This is a genomic window from Glutamicibacter sp. Je.9.36, from assembly GCF_051129975.1.
In the GTDB taxonomy this organism is placed as follows: Bacteria; Actinomycetota; Actinomycetes; order Actinomycetales; family Micrococcaceae; genus Glutamicibacter.
Genome location: NZ_JBCPSN010000009.1, coordinates 1 through 19,202, shown reverse-complemented (window position 1 = coordinate 19,202; position 19,202 = coordinate 1). Strand labels below are relative to the sequence as shown.

At 60.7% G+C, this 19,202-nt stretch carries 18 protein-coding genes; 12 read left to right on the top strand and 6 right to left on the bottom strand.

The window, feature by feature from the left end; translation table 11 throughout:
* Positions 1-64 precede the first annotated feature (64 nt).
* Positions 65-2,359, bottom strand: a complete 2,295-nt coding sequence (locus AAZQ98_RS16690) for a transglycosylase domain-containing protein (RefSeq protein WP_434693867.1) — start codon at positions 2,357-2,359, stop codon at positions 65-67.
* A gap of 225 nt (positions 2,360-2,584) precedes the next feature.
* On the opposite strand from AAZQ98_RS16690, the gene AAZQ98_RS16685 reads away from it, so the two are divergent.
* A complete protein-coding gene (locus tag AAZQ98_RS16685; RefSeq protein WP_105656982.1) occupies positions 2,585-3,061 on the top strand; it encodes a RidA family protein in 477 nt (158 codons plus the stop codon).
* 61 nt (positions 3,062-3,122) lie between these two features.
* Positions 3,123-4,037, top strand: a complete 915-nt coding sequence (locus AAZQ98_RS16680; protein WP_434693963.1) for an NUDIX hydrolase — start codon at positions 3,123-3,125, stop codon at positions 4,035-4,037.
* A gap of 68 nt (positions 4,038-4,105) precedes the next feature.
* Here AAZQ98_RS16680 and AAZQ98_RS16675 read toward each other — a convergent pair whose 3' ends face one another.
* A complete protein-coding gene (locus AAZQ98_RS16675) occupies positions 4,106-4,783 on the bottom strand; it encodes a Crp/Fnr family transcriptional regulator (RefSeq protein ID WP_022874282.1) in 678 nt (225 codons plus the stop codon).
* Positions 4,784-4,987: 204 nt separating this feature from the next.
* Between AAZQ98_RS16675 and AAZQ98_RS16670 the strand changes: the two genes are divergently transcribed.
* Positions 4,988-6,178, top strand: coding sequence for a MarP family serine protease (locus tag AAZQ98_RS16670; RefSeq protein ID WP_434693960.1), 1,191 nt, complete (start codon positions 4,988-4,990; stop codon positions 6,176-6,178).
* Between the two features lie 9 nt (positions 6,179-6,187).
* On the opposite strand, the gene aroQ is transcribed toward AAZQ98_RS16670, so the two are convergent.
* Both aroQ and acs read right to left on the bottom strand, forming a co-directional pair.
* Complete coding sequence (gene aroQ / locus AAZQ98_RS16665; RefSeq protein ID WP_434693863.1) at positions 6,188-6,640, bottom strand: type II 3-dehydroquinate dehydratase; 453 nt, start codon at positions 6,638-6,640, stop codon at positions 6,188-6,190.
* Positions 6,641-6,770: 130 nt separating this feature from the next.
* Positions 6,771-8,747: an acetate--CoA ligase gene (gene acs, locus AAZQ98_RS16660; RefSeq protein WP_434693860.1), complete on the bottom strand. Its 1,977-nt coding sequence runs from the start codon at positions 8,745-8,747 to the stop codon at positions 6,771-6,773.
* Positions 8,748-8,950: 203 nt separating this feature from the next.
* Between acs and nth the strand changes: the two genes are divergently transcribed.
* Together nth and AAZQ98_RS16650 are read left to right on the top strand one after the other, a co-directional pair.
* Positions 8,951-9,745 (top strand): endonuclease III, encoded by a 795-nt coding sequence (gene nth / locus AAZQ98_RS16655; RefSeq protein WP_434693859.1) that lies wholly within the window; start codon positions 8,951-8,953, stop codon positions 9,743-9,745.
* Entirely contained in the window at positions 9,742-10,419 is a 678-nt protein-coding gene (locus AAZQ98_RS16650; protein ID WP_434693857.1) for an NUDIX hydrolase, read from the top strand. Before nth ends, AAZQ98_RS16650 begins: the two co-directional genes overlap by 4 nt.
* A gap of 6 nt (positions 10,420-10,425) precedes the next feature.
* On the opposite strand, the gene AAZQ98_RS16645 is transcribed toward AAZQ98_RS16650, so the two are convergent.
* Positions 10,426-12,075: a bifunctional 3'-5' exonuclease/DNA polymerase gene (locus tag AAZQ98_RS16645; protein WP_434693854.1), complete on the bottom strand. Its 1,650-nt coding sequence runs from the start codon at positions 12,073-12,075 to the stop codon at positions 10,426-10,428.
* An 87-nt stretch (positions 12,076-12,162) separates the two neighbouring features.
* Here AAZQ98_RS16645 and AAZQ98_RS16640 point away from each other — a divergent pair, with 87 nt between their 5' ends.
* The 7 genes from AAZQ98_RS16640 (at position 12,163) to AAZQ98_RS16610 (ending at position 16,782) form a co-directional block, all read left to right on the top strand.
* Positions 12,163-13,287 carry a hypothetical protein gene (locus AAZQ98_RS16640; protein WP_434693851.1) on the top strand — a complete coding sequence of 375 codons (1,125 nt, stop codon included), beginning with the start codon at positions 12,163-12,165 and terminating at the stop codon, positions 13,285-13,287.
* The gene (locus AAZQ98_RS16635; RefSeq protein WP_434693849.1) at positions 13,284-14,525 is read left to right on the top strand and encodes a TadA family conjugal transfer-associated ATPase; all 1,242 of its coding nucleotides are present in this window, start codon (positions 13,284-13,286) and stop codon (positions 14,523-14,525) included. The genes AAZQ98_RS16640 and AAZQ98_RS16635 overlap by 4 nt, the downstream gene beginning before the upstream one ends.
* Positions 14,526-14,528: 3 nt before the next feature.
* On the top strand, positions 14,529-15,209 hold the full coding sequence (locus AAZQ98_RS16630) for a type II secretion system F family protein (protein WP_434693846.1): 681 nt from the start codon (positions 14,529-14,531) through the stop codon (positions 15,207-15,209).
* Complete coding sequence (locus AAZQ98_RS16625; RefSeq protein WP_434693844.1) at positions 15,206-15,742, top strand: type II secretion system F family protein; 537 nt, start codon at positions 15,206-15,208, stop codon at positions 15,740-15,742. Before AAZQ98_RS16630 ends, AAZQ98_RS16625 begins: the two co-directional genes overlap by 4 nt.
* Before the next feature lie 126 nt (positions 15,743-15,868).
* Positions 15,869-16,051: a DUF4244 domain-containing protein gene (locus AAZQ98_RS16620; protein ID WP_105656970.1), complete on the top strand. Its 183-nt coding sequence runs from the start codon at positions 15,869-15,871 to the stop codon at positions 16,049-16,051.
* Between the two features lie 3 nt (positions 16,052-16,054).
* Positions 16,055-16,390, top strand: a complete 336-nt coding sequence (locus tag AAZQ98_RS16615) for a TadE family type IV pilus minor pilin (RefSeq protein ID WP_105656969.1) — start codon at positions 16,055-16,057, stop codon at positions 16,388-16,390.
* Complete coding sequence (locus AAZQ98_RS16610; RefSeq protein ID WP_332727160.1) at positions 16,387-16,782, top strand: Rv3654c family TadE-like protein; 396 nt, start codon at positions 16,387-16,389, stop codon at positions 16,780-16,782. The genes AAZQ98_RS16615 and AAZQ98_RS16610 overlap by 4 nt, the downstream gene beginning before the upstream one ends.
* A 15-nt stretch (positions 16,783-16,797) precedes the next feature.
* Here AAZQ98_RS16610 and AAZQ98_RS16605 read toward each other — a convergent pair whose 3' ends face one another.
* Positions 16,798-19,128: a DEAD/DEAH box helicase gene (locus tag AAZQ98_RS16605; RefSeq protein ID WP_434693841.1), complete on the bottom strand. Its 2,331-nt coding sequence runs from the start codon at positions 19,126-19,128 to the stop codon at positions 16,798-16,800.
* Positions 19,129-19,202 lie beyond the last annotated feature (74 nt).

The window sequence follows — 19,202 nt, the reverse complement described above, 5'->3', positions numbered from 1 at the left end:
TATGCCAATCTAAACCGAAAGGCCGCGTCCAACCAAAGTTGAACGCGGCCTTTCGAATATTCAGCTAGTCATCGGACTTCTTGCCGTTGCCGTTTCCATTGCCGTTTCCGTTGCCGTTGTTATCGGAGTCGGGCTTCGGCGAGGATTCTTCCTTGGGCTTGGAATCTTCCTTCGACTCTTCCTTGTCATCGTCCTTCTCATCCGAGTCGGACTTGGAATCGTCTTCTTCCTTCGGCTTTGGCGGAGGCGGCTGGCGACGGGCCGAACCGAAGTTGTTCCGCTCGTATTCGTGCACGGCCTCCTCCATGAAGTCCACCCACAGCGGAGCAGCGTAGGTCGAGGAGTCGAGCACCATTGAAGCCCGCTGGTCGTTGATCATCGAACCCTGAAGCGTGTTCTTTTCCTCGGCTGCGGTCGCATTGACTCGTCCCACCCAAGCTGCAGTGGAAATGCCTGTCGTGTAGCCCACGAACCAAGTCGAAGTCGACCAGTTATTCGTACCAGTTTTACCAGCGATCGGACCTGAAACTCTACCCTTAGAAACTCGGTCAGTTGCAATAGACTTCAGTGTTCCGTTCAAGTCAGCAACGTATGTCGGATCAATTTCCTGCGAACAGCTCTTCTTCTGAACTTTGTAGTCATTACCATCTTTGTCAGTGATCGAGGTGATTGCCCGTGGTTCGCAGTATTCGCCTCTGTTGGCAAATGCCGCAAATGCAGCGGCCTGTGCCAGTGGGGTGATCTTAGGAGTACCGATAACGAAGGCGGGAGCCGCAGGGGAAATCGGTTTCCCTTCACCAGTGTCGTAATCTAGCAAACCCAGCTTCTCGGTGTAATCGGAAATATTGCACAGATCGAGTTTTGCCGCTTCTGCAACCGTTGCAGAGTTAACTGACCACTTGAGGCCGTAGTTAACTTTCATTTTCCGGGCGAATCCGCGCGATGCATTGCCAACGTGCCAATTATCGTAGGTTCGGGTAGAACCGCCATCCAAGCAAGAAGCTCTCCAACGGTAGGAACCTGAATAGTCCTGCCGAGTGGCATCAATGGTGTCCCACATATTGTGGCCCTCTTTAAGCCATGCCAGTGTGGTGTAAGGCTTCATAGTTGAACCAGCTTGGAAACCACCGGCGCCACCTAGAGAACGCTCAACAGAATAATTCAGAGTAGTTTTTCCGTGACCGCCAGCAGGGTCATAAGCCGTGTTTTGTGCCATAGTCAGAATGTTTCCAGTACCTGGTTCTACTGACACAATGGCGGACGCCACGTCTGTATTCGACTTGGCTTCCGGGTCGATGGCCTTGCGCGCATCCTTTGCGGCCTTCTGATTGAGCTTACTGTTCAAAGTCGTCTTGACAGTTAGGCCGCCCCGGTACAACATGTTTTGACGGTCCTCGCGGGTCTTTCCCAACGCATCGTTTTGCAGAACCAGTTCGGTGGCAAGATCGCAGAAGAAAGCGTCATCGCCAGCCGAATAACAGCCGGAAGACTGAGACTTACTAGGCTTAAGGTCGAGATCCGACTTCACCGCCTTGTCGTATTCCTTCTTGGTAATCGCACCGGCGCGGTACATATTGCCCAGCACCTTGTTGCGGCGATCGATGGAACGCTCAGGGTTGTTGAGCGGGTTGTAGACGTTTGGCAACTGAACCATGCCGGCGAGCATGGCCGACTGCTGCACGTTCAGGTCCTTGGCATCGATGGAGTAGAAGTGCTGAGCGGCAGCCTGCACGCCGTACTCTCGACTCGAGAACAGCACCAGGTTCAGGTAGCCCTCCAGTATCTCGTCCTTGGACATTTCCTTCTCGATGGCCACCGCGTACTTCAGCTCGCGGATCTTATCTGCATAGTCCTTCTGGCCGGAAACGGTGGACTCAGTGGAGCCGGTCAGTTCCTGGTTGTTCACCAGCAGGTTGTTCACGTACTGCTGGGTCAGGGTGGAAGCACCAGAGCGGCTCGAAGAGGTGAGGTTGCCAACTACTGCACGGGCGATGCCCTTGGGGTCGATGCCCTTGTGCTCGTAGAAACGCTCATCTTCCACCGAGATGATCGCCTTGCGCATGTTCGGCGAGATGTCATCTAGCTTCACAGGCTGGCGATTTTGCTGGTAGAAGTTCGCAATGACCTTGCCATCAGCGTCAAGGATCGTGGAAGGCTCCGGGATGGGGAGCTTTTCAAACGAGCTCGGGAGCGCGCTGACGATGTTGTTACCGGTGGTCAAACCGGTTTTTGCGATAGCTGCAATGGGCACGAGCATGCCTGCTGCGAGCACACCACACAGGGCGCTGATTCCGAAGAATGCAACGACTTTTCCCAGGGTGGTAGCGGTATCAAAAAAAGGGGACTTCTTGGCTGCCATACCCACTAGTTTACAAGGACGCGCTAACGTATCGAGTATGACTAAATGGGAATACGCCACTTTGCCGCTTTTGATTCACGCTACGAAGCAGATTTTGGACCAGTGGGGTGACGATGGCTGGGAGCTGGTAACCGTGGTTCCAGGCCCCAACGGCTCATCTCCAGTGGCCTACATGAAGCGTCCGAAAGCGTAACTAGCAACAACCTCTACTGAAGGAGAAATCCCATGCAAGAAGCTACTTCCTCGCGTGTCGAGGCTCGTCTGGCCGAGCTCGGTCATGCCTTGCCAGCTGTGGCAAAGCCGGTAGCCGCCTACCTGCCAGCCGTTACCACCGGCAACTATGTCTACACCTCCGGCCAGCTTCCGCTGATTAAGGGTGAACTCACAGCCGTTGGAAAGGTTGGCGCCGAGGTTTCAGCCGAGGAAGCGAAGGCCCAGGCGCAGACCGCTGCGCTTAACGCGCTAGCCGCCATCAAGGCCGAAATTGGTGATCTAGATCGCATTAAGCGCATCGTGAAGGTTGTCGGTTTCGTGTCGTCGGCACCGGACTTCACCGGACAGCCAGGCGTCATCAACGGGGCATCGGAGTTCTTCGGCGAGGTACTCGGCGATGCAGGCTTGCACGCACGCTCCGCCGTCGGCGTTGCCGTTCTGCCGCTGGATGCACCTGTCGAGGTCGAGGTCATCGCCGAATTTGAGTAATTCAAGGCAGATTCCTGCTGCGCGGTCCCGACGGGCATTCCCGGCGGGGCCGCGCAGCGGTATGGTGCGCCGGCTCTTTGATTTGCCACCGCATCAAATTGCCACCGCCGAAAACTGGTTCTCTTTCGGTTCGCGCACGCCGCGCACCCCGCGGCGCGCGTCCTCCATCTGCCTTGTGAGGGATTCTTCCCACGGCGTGGAGACCTATCTGACTTATCGCCCCGGGGGCTCTCCTCTGGGCAACGTGGCCTTTCCAGGCGGCAGCCACGAGGCGAGCGACCGTGCCACCTACCAATGGTTCGGTCCAAGCCTGTCCCAATGGTCCAAGCGCATGGACATGCTGGACCAGCAGTTGGCGCAGGCATACATCGTTTGCGCCATTCGCGAGCTCTTCGAAGAGACCGGAATCCTGCTGGCCGGCACCGATGAGCAATCCGTGGTCGAAATGACCGATGCTGAAGACTGGATGACCGCCCGCGAAGCAATCGCCGGACAGGACCTGGCCTTCGACGAATTCCTGCGCCGCCGCGGACTGGGGTTGCGCACAGACCTTTTGCGTCCGGTATCCCACTGGCTCAACCCGAACTTTGCCCTGCGCCGCTTTGACACCTGGTACTTCACTGCCACCGTGCCCAACCGCCAGGAGGCTGCCTTGCTGCGCGGCAAAGGCAAATGGGGGCGCTGGTGTGCCGCCGGGGAAATATTGGCCAAACGCTGCACCAGCGAGCTGGGGGACAGCGTTGGCCAACCCAACACCGTGGACCTCACGCTCTCGGAGATCAGCTACCCGGCGGTGGAAATGAACCTGGAAGCCATGGCGGAGGCCAATGGAGTGGTCGCCTACCTTTCGCGGGCCCGTTCGTTGAATCTCAAGCATCCGGACCTGCTGGTGCGCGATGGCATTTACTATCTGGAAGTCCTTGGCTCCATGAGCGCTGAATCCTCCCGCCCATGGCAGACTACTGCCGGGCACTGAAAGCAGAACTTAAACAAAACAGGCCGGGAATCCTTCAAGGATTCCCGGCCTGTTTGCATCACTGCGGGTTAGCGCGAGCGCTGACGCAGACGCTGGATGTCCAGGATCACGACGGCGCGTGCTTCCAGGCGCAGCCAGCCGCGCTGTACGAACTCGGCCAGAGCCTTGTTCACGGTTTCGCGGGAAGCACCAACGAGCTGAGCCAGCTCTTCCTGAGTCAGCTCGTGGGCAACCAGGATGCCGTCGGTAGCTGGGCGACCGAAGCGGTCAGCCAGATCCAACAGAGCCTTGGCAACACGGCCAGGAACGTCAGAGAAGACCAGATCGGCCAGGGACTCATTGGTACGACGCAGACGTGCAGCCAGAGCCTGCAGCAGCTGGATCGAGACCTCAGGGGAGTTCAAGATAGCCTTGCGCATGTTCTCGTGGCTCAGGCCCGCCAAGCGGGTCTCGGACACGGCGGTTGCAGTTGCGTTGCGTGGGTGTGGATCGAACAATGCCATCTCGCCAAACAGTTCGCCTGGGCCAAGAACAGCAATCAGGTTCTCGCGACCATCCGAAGAGGTGCGGCCCAGCTTGATCTTGCCCGAAACGATGAAGTACAGACGGTCACCCTGATCGCCTTCACGGAACACCGATGCGCCGCGGGAGAGATCAACCTCGGTCAATTCTTCGGTTAGCGCGGCGAATACTTCATCACCAAGCGACGCAAACAGTGGCGCGCGACGCAGTACCTCGATATCCATTAAATCTCCTGTCAACAGTAGTAGGCGCTTACTTCATTGTGCCGTATTCGGTAACAATGTGACAGTTTCCACACGTGGTTTAACCAAGAAAATGTTGAAAATCACGCACATTCGACTAAAACTCGCGAATCTGCTCGCAGAAATCCATCAGCTTCTAAGGGTACCTTGGGTCTATACGAACTTTATGAATGAACTGGGGTCTTGGTGCTCGGAATTTTCAGCTGGCTCGACGTAGTCATCTGCGCTGTTTTGCTGACGTTTTTCGTTGTTGGGGTTCGTCGAGGTTTTCTGCTGACCATTGGCGACATGCTCGGCCTGATTGTCGGCGGCGTCGCCGCATTCTTCGCCATCCCGCTGGTTTCCACCTTCGCCACGAACCCCTGGTGGCGGGTCGGCCTGATGATAGCTACCGCAGCCGTGCTGATCATTCTCGGACAAGCTCTGGGACGGGTGATTGCAACCCGCATCCGCCACTGGATGAATGTCGATTTCCTGCGTGCCGCGGACCGCATTGCCGGTGGCGTGCTGTCAGTGTTCATTACCGCCACAATCATCGGTGGCTTGGCCTTTTCCACTTCAAGCATGGGTATTCCAAGGCTTTCGCTGGAGATCAGCAAGTCCAAGATGATCGACTCGATTCGTGGCCTGACACCCGAGTTTGTCGATGCCGCTATTTCCACCGCACGCTCCAAGGTGATCGCCGAAACCCTCCCCGCATTCCTGGAGCCTTTCGCGCCCCCGGTCCAGGCGCCGGCTAACACCGAATGGGCAGCTAACGACCTGCAGCTGGCAGCTGCTCGATCGGCCGCCAAGATCTCCGGTACCGCGGTGCAATGCGGTGTGAACCTGACCGGTTCAGGCTTCGTTGTCGACCACGAGCTGGTCATGACCAATGCGCACGTGGTCGCCGGATTGAGCGCGGCAACCGTGGAGGTCGGCGGTGACGAAGTTCACCGCGGAAAGGTTGTTTATTTCGATCCCAAGGCCGACATCGCGCTGCTTTACGTCGAAGGACTGGAGGCAGAGCCCATCGACCTCGCCGCTGATGACCTGATGCGCGGCGACTCGGCAACTTTTGTCGGGCACCCAGCGGGCGGCCCGCAGCAGATCCGCGGTGCCCTGATCGCTTCCCGTGCCTTCGTCTCCATTGCCAATATCTATGGCGCGGACCCATCTCGAATTTCTGTCTACCAGCTCACCGCGGAAGTAGCCCAGGGCAATTCCGGCGGACCGCTGCTGGATGAATCCGGCGACGCGGTGGGCTTGATCTTCGCCAAGTCGCGCAGCGATGACGAGGTCGGCTTCGCCCTGAGCCTCGAAGAGATCGAGAACGCCATGGAACTGGGCGGCGATCGGCGCACCAGCATCAAGACCGGCGACTGCGTCACCGGCTAGGGCCTGCGGCTATTTGCCCAGCAAATGCGCGAGCTGCTGAACCGCCAGCTTGTAGCCGTGCACGCCCGCACCGATGATGATCGAGCTAGCTACCGGCGAGATGAAGGAATGATGGCGGAACGCTCCACGCTTGTGCACGTTCGAGATATGCACCTCGATGGCTGGCAACTGCACGCCGCTGATGGCATCGGCAATAGCCACAGAGGTATGGGTGAACGCGCCGGGGTTCATGATGATGCCGGCTGCGGTAGTGCGGGCCTCGTGAATCGCGTCGATGAGCACACCCTCATGGTTGGACTGCAAGGCGCGCAATTCGAAGCCGAGGGCCGCAGCGGTTTCCCGGGCCAGCTGCTCGACATCGGCCAGGGTGTCGTGGCCATAGATTTCCGGCTCCCGGGTGCCCAGCAGATTCAGGTTGGGGCCGTTGAGCAGCAAGATGGTGTTCGATGCGTTCTCAGTCATGAACTCAAATCTATTACACAACCGGGAAATTCCCGCCCGAATTCTTTGGCCCCGTAATACAAGAAGCCGCCGTTCGTCCACACCAGCGGTGTGGACGAACGGCGGCTTGCTGCACCGGGGCGTGCTGAGGCTATTTGCCCATGGACTGCGCGATCTGGCTCATCACCGTTGAATCCGACAGCGTGGTGGCATCGCCGACCTCGCGACCCTCGGCCACGTCCTTGAGCAGGCGGCGCATGATCTTGCCCGAGCGGGTCTTAGGCAGTTCCGGAACCACCAGCACATGCTTCGGCTTGGCGATCGGGCCGATGTCCTTGCCCACGTGGTTGCGCAGGGTCGCCACCACATCCTCGCCTTCCGCCGGCTCGGTCTGCAGGATCACGAAGGCCACCACGGCCTCGCCGGTGGTCTCGTCCTTCGCTCCCACCACGGCGGCCTCTGCCACGTATGGGTGGGCGACCAGCGAGGACTCGATCTCGGTGGTGGACAGGCGGTGCCCGGAGACGTTCATCACGTCATCCACGCGGCCCAGCAGCCAGATATCGCCATCGGCGTCCTTCTTCGCGCCGTCGCCAGCGAAGTACATGTTCTCGAACCGCGACCAGTAGGTGTCCTTGTAGCGTTCCATGTCGCCCCAGATGCCGCGCAGCATCGCTGGCCACGGCTCGCGGATGACCAGGAAGCCGCCCTCGCCATCGGCCACGGAAACGCCTGATTCATCCACCACGTCAATGGCGATGCCCGGCACGGCCACCTGGGCCGAACCCGGCTTGGTTGCGGTGACGCCCGGCAGCGGAGCGATCATGTGCGCGCCGGTTTCGGTCTGCCACCAGGTGTCCACGATCGGGGCCGGGTGTTCCTTGCGTTCGCCGTTCTTGCCGTTGTTGGTGCCGATGGCATCGCGGTACCACATCCATGCTTCCGGGTTGATCGGTTCGCCCACCGAACCCAGCACGCGCAGGGAAGACAGGTCGTAGCTATCCGGGATCTCGCGGCCCCACTTCATGAAGGTGCGGATCGCGGTGGGCGCGGTGTACAGGATGGTGACGCCGTACTTTTCCACCAGTTCCCACCAGCGGCCTTGGTGCGGGGTATCCGGGGTGCCTTCGTAGATCACTTGGGTGGCGCCGTTGACCAGCGGCGCGTAGATGACGTAGGAATGGCCGGTTACCCAGCCGATGTCCGCGGTGCACCAGTACACGTCGGTTTCCGGGTGCAAGTCGAAGGTGTCGCGGTGGGTCACGGCGCCCTGGGCCAAGAAGCCGCCGGTGGTGTGCACAATGCCCTTGGGCTTGCCAGTGGTGCCCGAGGTGTACAGCACGAACAATGGGTGCTCGGAGTCGTGGGCTACCGCAGTGTGCTCGGTGGCGGCGGTGCCGACGACGTCATCCCACCACTTGTCCAGTGCGCCGAATTCGGTGGGCTCGCCGTTGCGCTTGACCACCAGCACGTTTTCCACGGTGTGGCCCGGTGCTTCCAGCGCCGCATCCACTGCCGGCTTCAGCGAGGACGGCTTGCCGCGGCGCCAGGTGCCATCGGCGGTGACCACGAGCTTGGCGTCCGCGTCATCGATGCGGCTGCGCAGCGCGTCGGCGGAGAAGCCGCCGAAGACCACCGAGTGGATGGCGCCGATGCGGGCGCAGGCCAGCATGGTGATGACCGCTTCCGGGATCATTGGCAGGTAGACGGCCACGCGGTCGCCCTTGGCCACGCCCAGGGATTCGAAAGCGTTGGCGGCCTTCTTGACCTCTTCGGTCAGCTGCGCGTAGGTGTAGGTGCGGGTATCTCCCGGCTCGCCTTCGAAGTAGATGGCGACGCGGTCGCCCAGGCCGTTTTCCACATGGCGGTCCAGCGCGTTGTAGGCCGCGTTGAGCTTGCCGCCGACGAACCACTTGGCCACCGGTGCCTGCGACCAGTCCAGGGTTTCAGTGAAATCGGTGTCCCAGGTCAGTACCTGGCGTGCCTGGTCCGCCCAATAGCCCAAGCGGTCTGCCTTGGCTGCGTCGTAGCGGGCCTGCGTTGCGATGGCCTGATCGCCGAAGTCCTTGCTCGGGGCAAAGGAACGGGTTTCGGTCGACAGGTTGTCCAAGGTTTTCGAATCACTCACTGTGTTCGCGTCCTTCCGCGTAGTCACAAATATTTCCCTGTGATCAAAGTTACATCCTCCAGCAGGGCCGGTGTGCTTTGTGTCACCGGGAAAGGGGAAATGGGGTAATCTCTGCGCCGAGCGGTTAGCTGCACGCGATGAACAGCACGCCAAGATGGTGTCCAAGGGTGAAAACTTCACGCCCTCATGACACGATCTAAAGCGTGGCGAAGAAATTGGACAACGAAACCGAGCTGGGGCTGAAGCGCCGGGCACGCAAGATCAACCGGGAACTGGCGAAGGCCTACCCCTACGCGGTGCCCGAACTGGACTTCGAGAACCCCTTCGAACTGCTGGTAGCCACCGTGCTCTCCGCGCAGACCACCGACGTGCGGGTCAATGCCATCACTCCAGCGCTCTTCACCCGTTTCCCGGACGCCCACGCAATGAGCCAAGCCGAACGGGGCGAGCTTGAGCAGCTGATCCGCCCCACCGGTTTCTTCCGCGCCAAGACGGACTCCCTGCTCGGGTTATCCGCCGCCTTGGTTGAACGCTTTGACGGAGAAGTACCAGCCAAGCTCGAAGAGCTGGTGAAGCTTCCCGGGGTGGGACGCAAAACCGCCAACGTCGTGCTGGGAAATGCCTTCGGTGTTCCCGGAATCACCGTGGACACCCACTTCGGGCGCCTGGCCAACCGCTTTGGGTGGACCGATGAAACCGACCCGGTCAAGGTCGAGCACGCGGTGGGGGAACTGTTCGAAAAACGCGACTGGACGATGCTCAGCCACCGCGTGGTCTTCCATGGCCGCCGCGTCTGCCACTCGCGCAAACCTGCCTGCGGGGCCTGCGCCATCGCCAAGCTTTGCCCCTCGTTCGGCATCGGCGAGGAAATACCTGCCAAGGCCACAGCGTTGCTCAAGTATGAGCTCGCACCAGGACGGGAAGAATTGCTGGCGAAAATGATCGCCGGCGCAACCCGCCGCGAGCTGAGGGCTGAAGGATACGGATTGGACGCATGAGCGCGCGCTTGGAACTGGAAAAAGTAATTGCCCGCCACACGGCACAGGTCGGGGCAACGCAGAAACTGCCCAGCGAATGGGTGATGAGCGATATCGAGCTCGGTGCTGCGCGCCGTGCCGCGGTGCTGATCCTGTTCGGCGCTGCCGGCGAGGCGGCCCTGGAGCCGCACTCCCGGGCCGATGATCTGGACGTGCTGTTCGTGGAGCGCGCCGCGACCCTGCGCAAGCACGCAGGCCAGATCGCTTTCCCCGGAGGCGGCATCGACCAGGAGGACTCGAGCGTTGCCGACGCCGCCTTGCGCGAGGCGTGGGAGGAAACTGGCGTGGACACCTCCGGGATCGAGGTCCTGGGCACCTTGGGGGAAACCGAATTGCCGGTTTCGAACTTCCTGGTCACCCCGGTGATTGGCTGGTGGCATACCGAATCCAGGGTTTATCCGGCTGACCCGGCCGAAAGCGCCGGCGTATTCCGCGCCCCGGTGGCGCACCTGCTGGAGCCGAGGAATCGCCTGACCGGCGTGGTGCAGCGCGGCAATCAGAAGTTCAAGTCCCCGGCCTTCGATTTTGAAGACCGGATCATCTGGGGCTTCACCGCGATCGTGCTGGACAGGCTGTTCAACGAGCTGGGTTGGACCCAGCCGTGGAACAACCGCCGTGAACTGCGCATGGCCTGAAACCGGCTACTTCGCATCCGCGTAGTTCCCGGAGATCGCAACACTGACCGGGAAGCGCGGCGAGGCCTGGCCGAACAGGGAACGCCCGGCGAGCATGGCCGCATGCCGGATGAGCTGCTGCAGTTGCCCAGCCAATTCGGTGGGGCATTCAAAGACAATTTCGTCATGGACAAAGAACACCTGGCGGCAGGTCTGGCTCCACCCGGCCTGATGGATCAGGTGCCGTGCGTGGCCCATCCACACCAAAGCCCACTCCGCGGCGGTCGCCTGTACGACAAAGTTCCTGGTGAACCGGCCGCGGGCTCTCGCCGCGCCGTCAGCAGCCCGCTGCGATGCTTCGTCGTTGGTAGCTTTCTGCGCCTGCAACCACTGCTCATCGGCTGGCGGGCAGCCGCGGCCGAGGAAACTGCGCACGCCTTCACCTTGCTCGCCGGCAAGAGCTGCCTGTTCGACAAAACGCATGGCGGTGGGAAAACTGCGGGTCAGGGCCGCACCCACTGCACCTGAAGCGCCGCCGCCACCGCCGTAGATCACCGAGAGCATGCCCAGCTTGGCATCATCTCGGGAAGCCACGAGCTGGGCATCGAGCAGCCACTGGTACAGGTCATCTTGCTGGCCTGCTTTTTGCAATTGCTGGTCATTGGAAATAGCCGCAAGGATTCGAGGTTCCAGTTGCCTCCCGTCGGCCACCACAAACGTCGAGCCGGGACGGGTGCGCACGACCTGCCGGATGGAATGCGGCAATTGGAGCGCCCCGCCACCAGAAGCGGCCCAGCGTCCTGAAGTCACCGTTCCCAGCACATAATGCGGATGGAAGCGGCCGCCTTTCACCCATTGATCCAGCCACGCATCACCATGGGTGCTGGCAAGGCGCGAGAGTTTCTTGTATTCAAGAACCTCAGAAATCAATGGATGCTTGATCTGCTCCAGTTCCCAGGCCCGCACCGAGCTCACCGCGAAACCGGCCTTATGCAGGGCGCGCAACAGTTCCTGCGGCGAATCCGGGTTGAGCCCGGGACTGCCTAAGGCCTTGGCCAGTTGCTGGGCCTTGGCCGCGAGTTTCGGCGGCCGTCCATAGTCGGATACGCGTTCGCCCAATTGCTCGCGCAGCAGGGCGCGGTGTCCGGCTTCATCCCACGACAAACCGGCCGCTTCCATCTCGCAGGCAATCAACGCACCTGCCGATTCGGCGTGGATCAATAATTCCAGACGCTGACGGGTGCTGGGCTCCCGCGGCAACGCTTTGCGCTGGGCAACGTACATGGCTACGAGCTCGGAAAGGGACTCGCCGGAGGTCGGGGCGGCAAAGAGCGCATCCTGGTTGGCCCTTTCGTGAGCCTGAACTGGTCGTTCAAGATCGAAGTCTTCGAGCTTTTCCGCACTCAGCGGCGAGCGGTGCAAGATGCGTTGAGCCAAGGAGAGAATATAGGCCTTGGCCAGATGAACACCGGCAGAGACAAGCGGCTGCATCCACGGGGTGGTGCGGAGCATGGCCCAGCGGGGCGAATGCCGTGCCTCGATTTCGGCAACAAATCCGGCAAAATCATCCCGGGATACCGAGGCGACCGGCTGCAGCGAGTTGCCAGAGTACGGGTCGCGAAGATCGATCAGGGCATAGCCATCAGGATCGGCAGCAAGGAAAGCGATGGCACTCATGGATCTATTGTGCCGTGCCAGCGGCCGATATCCCCAGTTGGTTGGCGAGCGGCACGCAAATGATTGGGCAGATGCCACGCTCGATGCATGAAATGGCTATCAGAGTCCTCATCGGCTGAACCGCTGAAGAGCACCCAACGATTCGTGATGACTGAACTGGATTTCGCGCAGGCGCCTCCCAACAACGCCAGGAGGCCGGCAGCTGCTGACCGCACGGCGGAAGATGAGCCGATCTGCACCATCGTGAGCAACGATGCACGGATTATTGAGCGATGCGCGGTGATCGCGGTCGGCGCGGCGGTGAGAATCAACAAATGCACCGACCCGCAGCTGCTGCCCGCCGATGGTTCTGGGCCGGTGCTGTGGGGCAGCGACATGGCAGCACTGGCCGAAAATACGAGCCGGCCGGTGGATGTCCTGGTCGGTCTGGAAGATGGCGAGGCCATCGTGTGGAGCCTGGCCAGCAGAATTCCCAAGGCAAGGGTGGCAGTTTTGCCCTCGGCCAGCCAATGGCTCGGCGAGTACCTGGGCCTATGGGCCATGAGGGCCGGGCATGGACACACACTGGCACTGCATTCCACAGCAGGCGGGCTGGGAACAACGACCCTGGCCCTGTTGCTGGCGCATGCCGGGACATTAAGCGGTCTTCGCAGCGCCATGATTGATCTGGATCCGCATTCCCAGGGCGCTTGGCCGCTGGTTTGCACGCAACCGCCAACGGGAATTGGATGGGAAGAATTGCGGCAATCCGGTGGCGCGCTTGCTGCTCATCAACTGGCTGAAACGCTGCCGAAGCTTCGCGATACCGCGATCTTGACCTGGTCCCAGGCAAGCAGAACGCATGAGCTGGAAGACCAGCTGGTGATCCGCCTGCTGGCCGCCGCCCGGCAAGGATTCGATCTGGTCGTAGTGGATGCCGGGCGCGCACCGCATCCGCAACGGCTGGCTCTGAACCAATTCATAGACCGGAATATCGCCACTGCCAGTTCGCTGACCGTGCCAGCCTCCGGGGAAGTGGTGCTGTGCGGGGAACAGAAACTACGCAGCACCCCTTCGGGTTTTCCTCAGATTCTTGGTGCCTTCCCCGATTTTCCCCGGATCAGCAAAGCGATCGAGCGCGGCCAATTATTCGACAGTTTCAAATCCCGGGCATTGCGCCAGCACCTGTCCAACCTCTGCCTGATACCGCAAATGAAGGAGCAGTCCCCATGAGCCCGGGCCGGCATAGCCACAACGCCAACCCATCAACGGGTGGGCCCGTGCTGGATGCCAAAATCCTTGAATCCGTGCGTGAACGCGCATTGCTCACCGGCGGGCAGCTAGATGCGATTGCCTTGGCAGGAGCCGTTCACGACTCCGGCGCGGCTCTGGGTTCCCAAGGTGCCGCACAATCGCTGGAATCGCTGCAGAACGAAGTGGCAGGATTATCAATCCTCGAGCCTTTCGCACAGCGGCCCGAGGTGACCGATGTCCTGGTCGACGGGCAAGGGATGGTCTGGACGGATTCTCCGGCCGGCCTGCAGCCCACCGAATTCCGGTTTTCTTCCCCAGAGCAGGTTCGGACCCTGGCCGTCCATCTTGCAACCCTTGCGGGCCGACGGCTCGATTCAGCTAGCCCGTTCATGGACATGAGCTTGAAGAATTACCGCGTCCACGCTGTACTGCCTCCAATTGCCACAGCCGGACCGCTGATCTCGATTCGCGTCAAGCGCAGTGCCCAGCTCGAACTGGGCACCGTCCTGGAAGGATCGAACGGGTTCTGGCTACCGCTGCTTCAAGCCATCGTGGAACGCCAGATGAACTTCCTGATTACCGGAGGAACAGGGAGCGGCAAAACTACCCTCCTGCAAGCCATGCTTGCCGAAGCCAATCCGCGGCACCGTCTGGTCATCGTGGAAGACTCGCAAGAACTGCATGTACCGCACCCGCATGTTGTGTCCTTGCAAACCCGGTCGGCCAACGTCGAGTCTGCCGGCCAGGTGCAGCTGAAGGATTTGGTTGTCCAAGCCCTGCGCATGCGCCCTGACCGACTGGTCGTTGGCGAATGCCGTGGGGAGGAGATACGCGATTTTCTGGCAGCCATGAACACAGGGCATCAGGGAGCCGCAGGCACCATGCACGCCAACAACCCGCAGTCAGTTCCGGCCCGCTTGGCGGCGCTGGGTGCGCTCGCCGGATGGAGCGTGCAGGCGACTTCGTTGCAGGCCTCCAGCGCCTTGGATCTTGTCATTCACATGAACAGGGGGAGCCAAGGGCAGCGCGGACCGGTGGCTCTTGGATGCCTGGACACCGGTAGCGATGGCCAGATGCACATGCGGCGCCTGATAGACCTGGACGCCGCCGAACCGCTGGCCGACTACGGGCACAGCTTCCTGGCGAACAGATTTGGCCCATCGCTCACGCGCACCATTGCCAAGGCGCTAGGCGATGAGCACGCCAAGGAGCGTTGACCAATGCTGATCCTCATCTTTGGCGCACTGGCCTTGTGGCTGTGGATCCCCGCGCACCCGGCAAGCAAAATCAACGCGGGTTCCCTGCGCAGGCTCCGGGATCGCGGGGCGGAACGCCACACGGACGATGACCAGGTAGTGAGCACCGATGCCCGCATCATTCGTGAACTCTCGGCGCTGCTCCGAAGCGGATTGGATTTCCATCCCGCAGTTGATGCGTTGCTGGAGGCCGAGGACGACAGCGGGAACATCATCCGAGCGCTCAAGGACCTCCAAGCAACGCATCGGCTAAGCAACAGCGCTCCCGGACCCGGTCTTCCGGCGGAGCAGGGACAAGGTCCAGCGGTGCGACGGCTGCACTGGTGCCTGGAACTCTCCGAACGCAGCGGTGCCAGCCTTGCCGATGTGCTGGAACGGCTAGCCGAAGACCTCGAATGCGCCCTAGTAGCCCAGCAAGCATTCGAAGCGGCCATGGCAGGCCCGAAAGCAACCACTAAGTTGCTGACCTGGCTTCCACTAGTCGGGTTTGGATTCGGGCTGCTTGTGGGCATTGATGTTCTAGGCACAATAGGCCGATCATGGGCGGCGCAACTCAGCGTGCTCATTGGAGCACTACTGTGGATCGCCAACCGGATCTGGTGCCGGAAGCTCATGCAGGCAACCACTAGCCAGGCACTGTCATGATCGCGCTGATTCTGCTTCTGGGGGCGCTTTCCATCGCTCTGGCATTAGGACCGCCCAACTCGAAAAGTCGAGGAAGCAAGGCGCCGCAGCGCCTTGGGAAAAGACGGCAGGACGATGAAAAACCTGTTGAGCTGGTCCTGGATCTGAGCGCCAGCCTGTTGGATTCGGGAATGCCCATCACCGAGATCCTCGATCTGCTCGGTCACAGCATTGAACAGTGCGCGGTGCTGCGCAGCGTAGCGCGCTGCTTGGAAATGAACATGGCTTGGGACAAAGCCTGGGAAGCCGTTCCGCCCTGGCTCGACCCGCTGCGGAGAGCACTGCACTTTGCCCACATGACCGGAGCGCCGGCAGCCAATCTGCTACGAAATACCGCGATTCTGCAACGCCGTGAACATGCACAGAAAGTCGCGCGCCTCGGAGCGCAATTCGGTACCAGGCTCGTACTGCCTCTAGGGGCCTGCGCACTGCCGGCTTTCATCGCTCTGGGCGTGGTGCCACTGATCATCGCGCTATTCCCCAGCTACCAGTAATCCCCGGCCGAAGGTTATGCCCAGCTCGTAGGAAACCCATGTTGCTGCCCGCGGCGCTCGCCGAAGGTAGAAGCACAACATCCACGGCATCGACGTCGGGGATGACAGTCTAGAAAGGACAACACAATGAACCGACGGTTCCGGGAAATCAGGGATCTGCTGCGAGAAGAGCAGGGATCCACCACCGCCGAATTTGCTATGGTCACGCTGGCTGCCGTGGCTTTTGCCGGCTTGCTGATCAGCATCCTGTCCAGCGGCGACGTACGTGGCATGCTGATGGGCCTGATTACTAAAGCGCTGTCGCTGTAGGCCATGAGCTTTAGCGACGAATCGGGTAGCAGCACCGCCGAATTTGCGGTGCTGCTACCCGCGGTTGCCATGATGCTGTCCTTGGGTTTGTGCTTGGGTGTCGTCGGGATCCAGCAGATCCAAGTTCAGCAGGCAGCCGGCGCCATGGCCAGGGAATTGGCCCGCGGCGAGGACGATGCAACCGCTCGCGCCAGCGGCGTGAGGCTGGCAGGAAGCCAAGCCCGCTTCTCGCTATCAACAGCCAATGGCTACTGGCAGGTTCACGTCAGCAAATCGGTGAGCCTTCCAATCGTTGGCAGCCTTCAAATCCATGGACAAGCCAGCGTGGCCGTCGAATGAAAAAGCGGCGGAGCCTTCGAAGCGAACAGGGCAGCGGAACGGTCATGGCAACAGCGCTCGTGGTTGTTGCACTGCTAATTGCCGGTGCCGTCTTGGCATGGGTTGCAGCAACCCGAGCCGCGATGCAGGCTGCCAGCGCCGCCGATCTGTCGGCGCTGGCTGCTGCGGATACGGCCCGCGGGTTGCGCCCCGGGGACCCCTGCACAGTTGCGGCGTTGTTGGCCGAATCCAACGGTGCACTGCTGGCAGCATGCACGGTGGAACCCGACGGTCAGTCGGTGCGCGTTACGACTAACGTTCCTGTCGGATTCCGCGCCATGGGCATAGAACTGTATCTGGCCGAAGCCCAGGCACGGGCGGGCGCACCGCCACTGGATGCACCGGGGCGGTGAGCGTGGCGGAAGCTGTTAGCGGTGGTGCGCTGGCTCCACGTCGTCAAGCACGGCCGTCAACAGCAAGATCGCTCCAGCCTTGTCCAATGGATTATTGCGGTTACCGCACTTGGGGGACTGCACGCAGCTTGGGCAGCCGTGCTGGCATTCGCAGGCCTCGATGGCATCCCGGGTAGCCCGGATCCAATCGGTGAAGCGCTCGAAACCACGCTCTGCGAATCCAGCACCGCCAGGCTGCGCGTCATAGACGAAAATTGTCGGATGGCCGGTATCCATGTGCAGCGCAGTGGATACTCCGCCGATATCCCAACGGTCGCTGGTAGCAACCAGCGGCAACAACCCGATCATGGCATGCTCGGCAGCATGCAAGGCTCCGGGGAACTGATCTACCTCCAAACCAGCTCGAAGCAATCGCTGCTCGGTCAGGGTGAACCAAATGGACTTGGTATTCAGATCCCGGGCTTCAAGCTCCAACGGTTCTTCGGACAGCACTTCATTAGAAGCCACCGACTTCCGCTGGAAAGACACGACCTGGGTGGTCACAGTGACTTCACCGAAATGAATCGTCAGTTCTCGGTGGTTACGGCTGCGTTCCTCGGAATCAATGGCAACCGTGGTGAGATCACGCGCCGTGGTGTAGTAATCAGGATTCACCCGAGCCACGATCACCACGTGGTTCTGCTCATCAAGTTCTTCCACATGGTAGCTGGCACCCTGATGGACGTAGATGGCCCCGGGATGCGCCTGATAATGCGTTTGCGGAGAATCCATCGTGCCTAGCAGAGCGCCGGTTTCCGCATCGATGATGTCCACTGGTCCACCGCCATCGGCCCGAATGGAGAACATCCCTGCCGCGTGTTGCGGATGCGTCCAGAACCATCCAGCCGGGCGCCGGCGCAAGTAGCCGCGTTGCACCAGCGAATCCAGAAGCTGTTCGGTCTGCGGACCAAAAATTTCCAACTCCTCCGGGCGCAGGGGAGATTCTTGCGCGGCGGCGCAGAGGTGGCCGCTAAGCACATACTTATTCTGCGGATCAAAGACTGTCGCTTCGACACCCAAATCGAAGATGGCTTCGGGATGATGCGCAAGGTAGGTGTCCAACGGATCTTCAGCTGCGACAAAGATCGCCAGCGCATCCTGGCCCGCACGTCCGGCACGGCCGATTTGCTGGAAGAACGATGCGCGGGTGCCTGGCCACCCAGCCACCACTACCGCGTCCAGCCCCGCAATATCGATGCCCAGTTCCAGCGCCGAAGTTGAGGTGACACCCAGCAGCTCGCCACTGCGCAATTGCTTTTCCACCTCACGGCGTTCATTAGGCAAGTAGCCCGAACGGTACGCTGCAAGCCGGACGGATAGATCCGGTGCAAATTTTTCGAGATGCTTGCGGGTGAGCGTTGCGATTGTTTCAGCACCGCGGCGGGACTTGATGAAGACAATGGTTCGAACATGATCAGCCATCAGATCGGTGAGGATCGAAGCGCTCTCGGCGATGGCGGTACGCCGTACCGGCGCACCATTTTCACCGCGGTGATCACTCATCGGAGGTTCCCACAAGGCCATCACCAGCTCACCGCTGGCGGAGAAATCGTTGGTCACCGCTTGAGCTGGCGCCCCAATGAGACGCCCGAAGGATGCTTCGGGGTCTGAGCTCGTCGCGGACGCACCGATGAAGACCGGACAGCTGCCGTAATAGGCGCAAATGCGACGCAACCGGCGCATCAGGTTGGCTACATGTGCGCCAAAGACCCCACGGTAGGAATGGGCCTCGTCGATAATGATGTAGCGAAGGCGCTTGAAGAATCTGGACCAGGCCGGATGGTTGGGCAGGATGCCGCGATGCAGCATATCTGGGTTGGTGAAGACGAAGTTGGCGTGCTGGCGTACCCAAGCACGTGTGGCCTGGTCGGTATCGCCATCGTAGGGAGCGGCTCGGACCCCGGGAACGCCCAAGGACTCCACAGCGGAAAGCTGGTCGGCTGCCAGTGCTTTGGTTGGGCAGATATAAAGCACCGATGCACCGGCATCAGCATCGTTGAATCCGCTGTCCTTCGTCTGGTACAACTGTTCCAGACTTGGCATCAGGTAGGCCATGGACTTGCCTGAGGCGGTACCGGTGGAAACTATGGTGTGGTGGCCCTCGTGGATGAGGTTGGCTGCTTGGGCCTGGTGCAGCCAAGGCTGTTGGATGCCCAGTCCCTGGAATATCCCAACTAGTTCAGCGCTGAGCCACGCTGGCCATTGGCTGGTGATCTCGTCTTTGGCAGCCCTGGTGCGGCGGTGCACCACAGCATCGGGATCATTGGTCCGGTCATAGGGATCTAAGAGAGAACGCACTGACTTCACGAGGACGCCTTCCGGACCGAGAACTGCTGGAGTTAAAGACTATCGCCGTGGGGGGGGGGGGGGGGGGGCCCCCC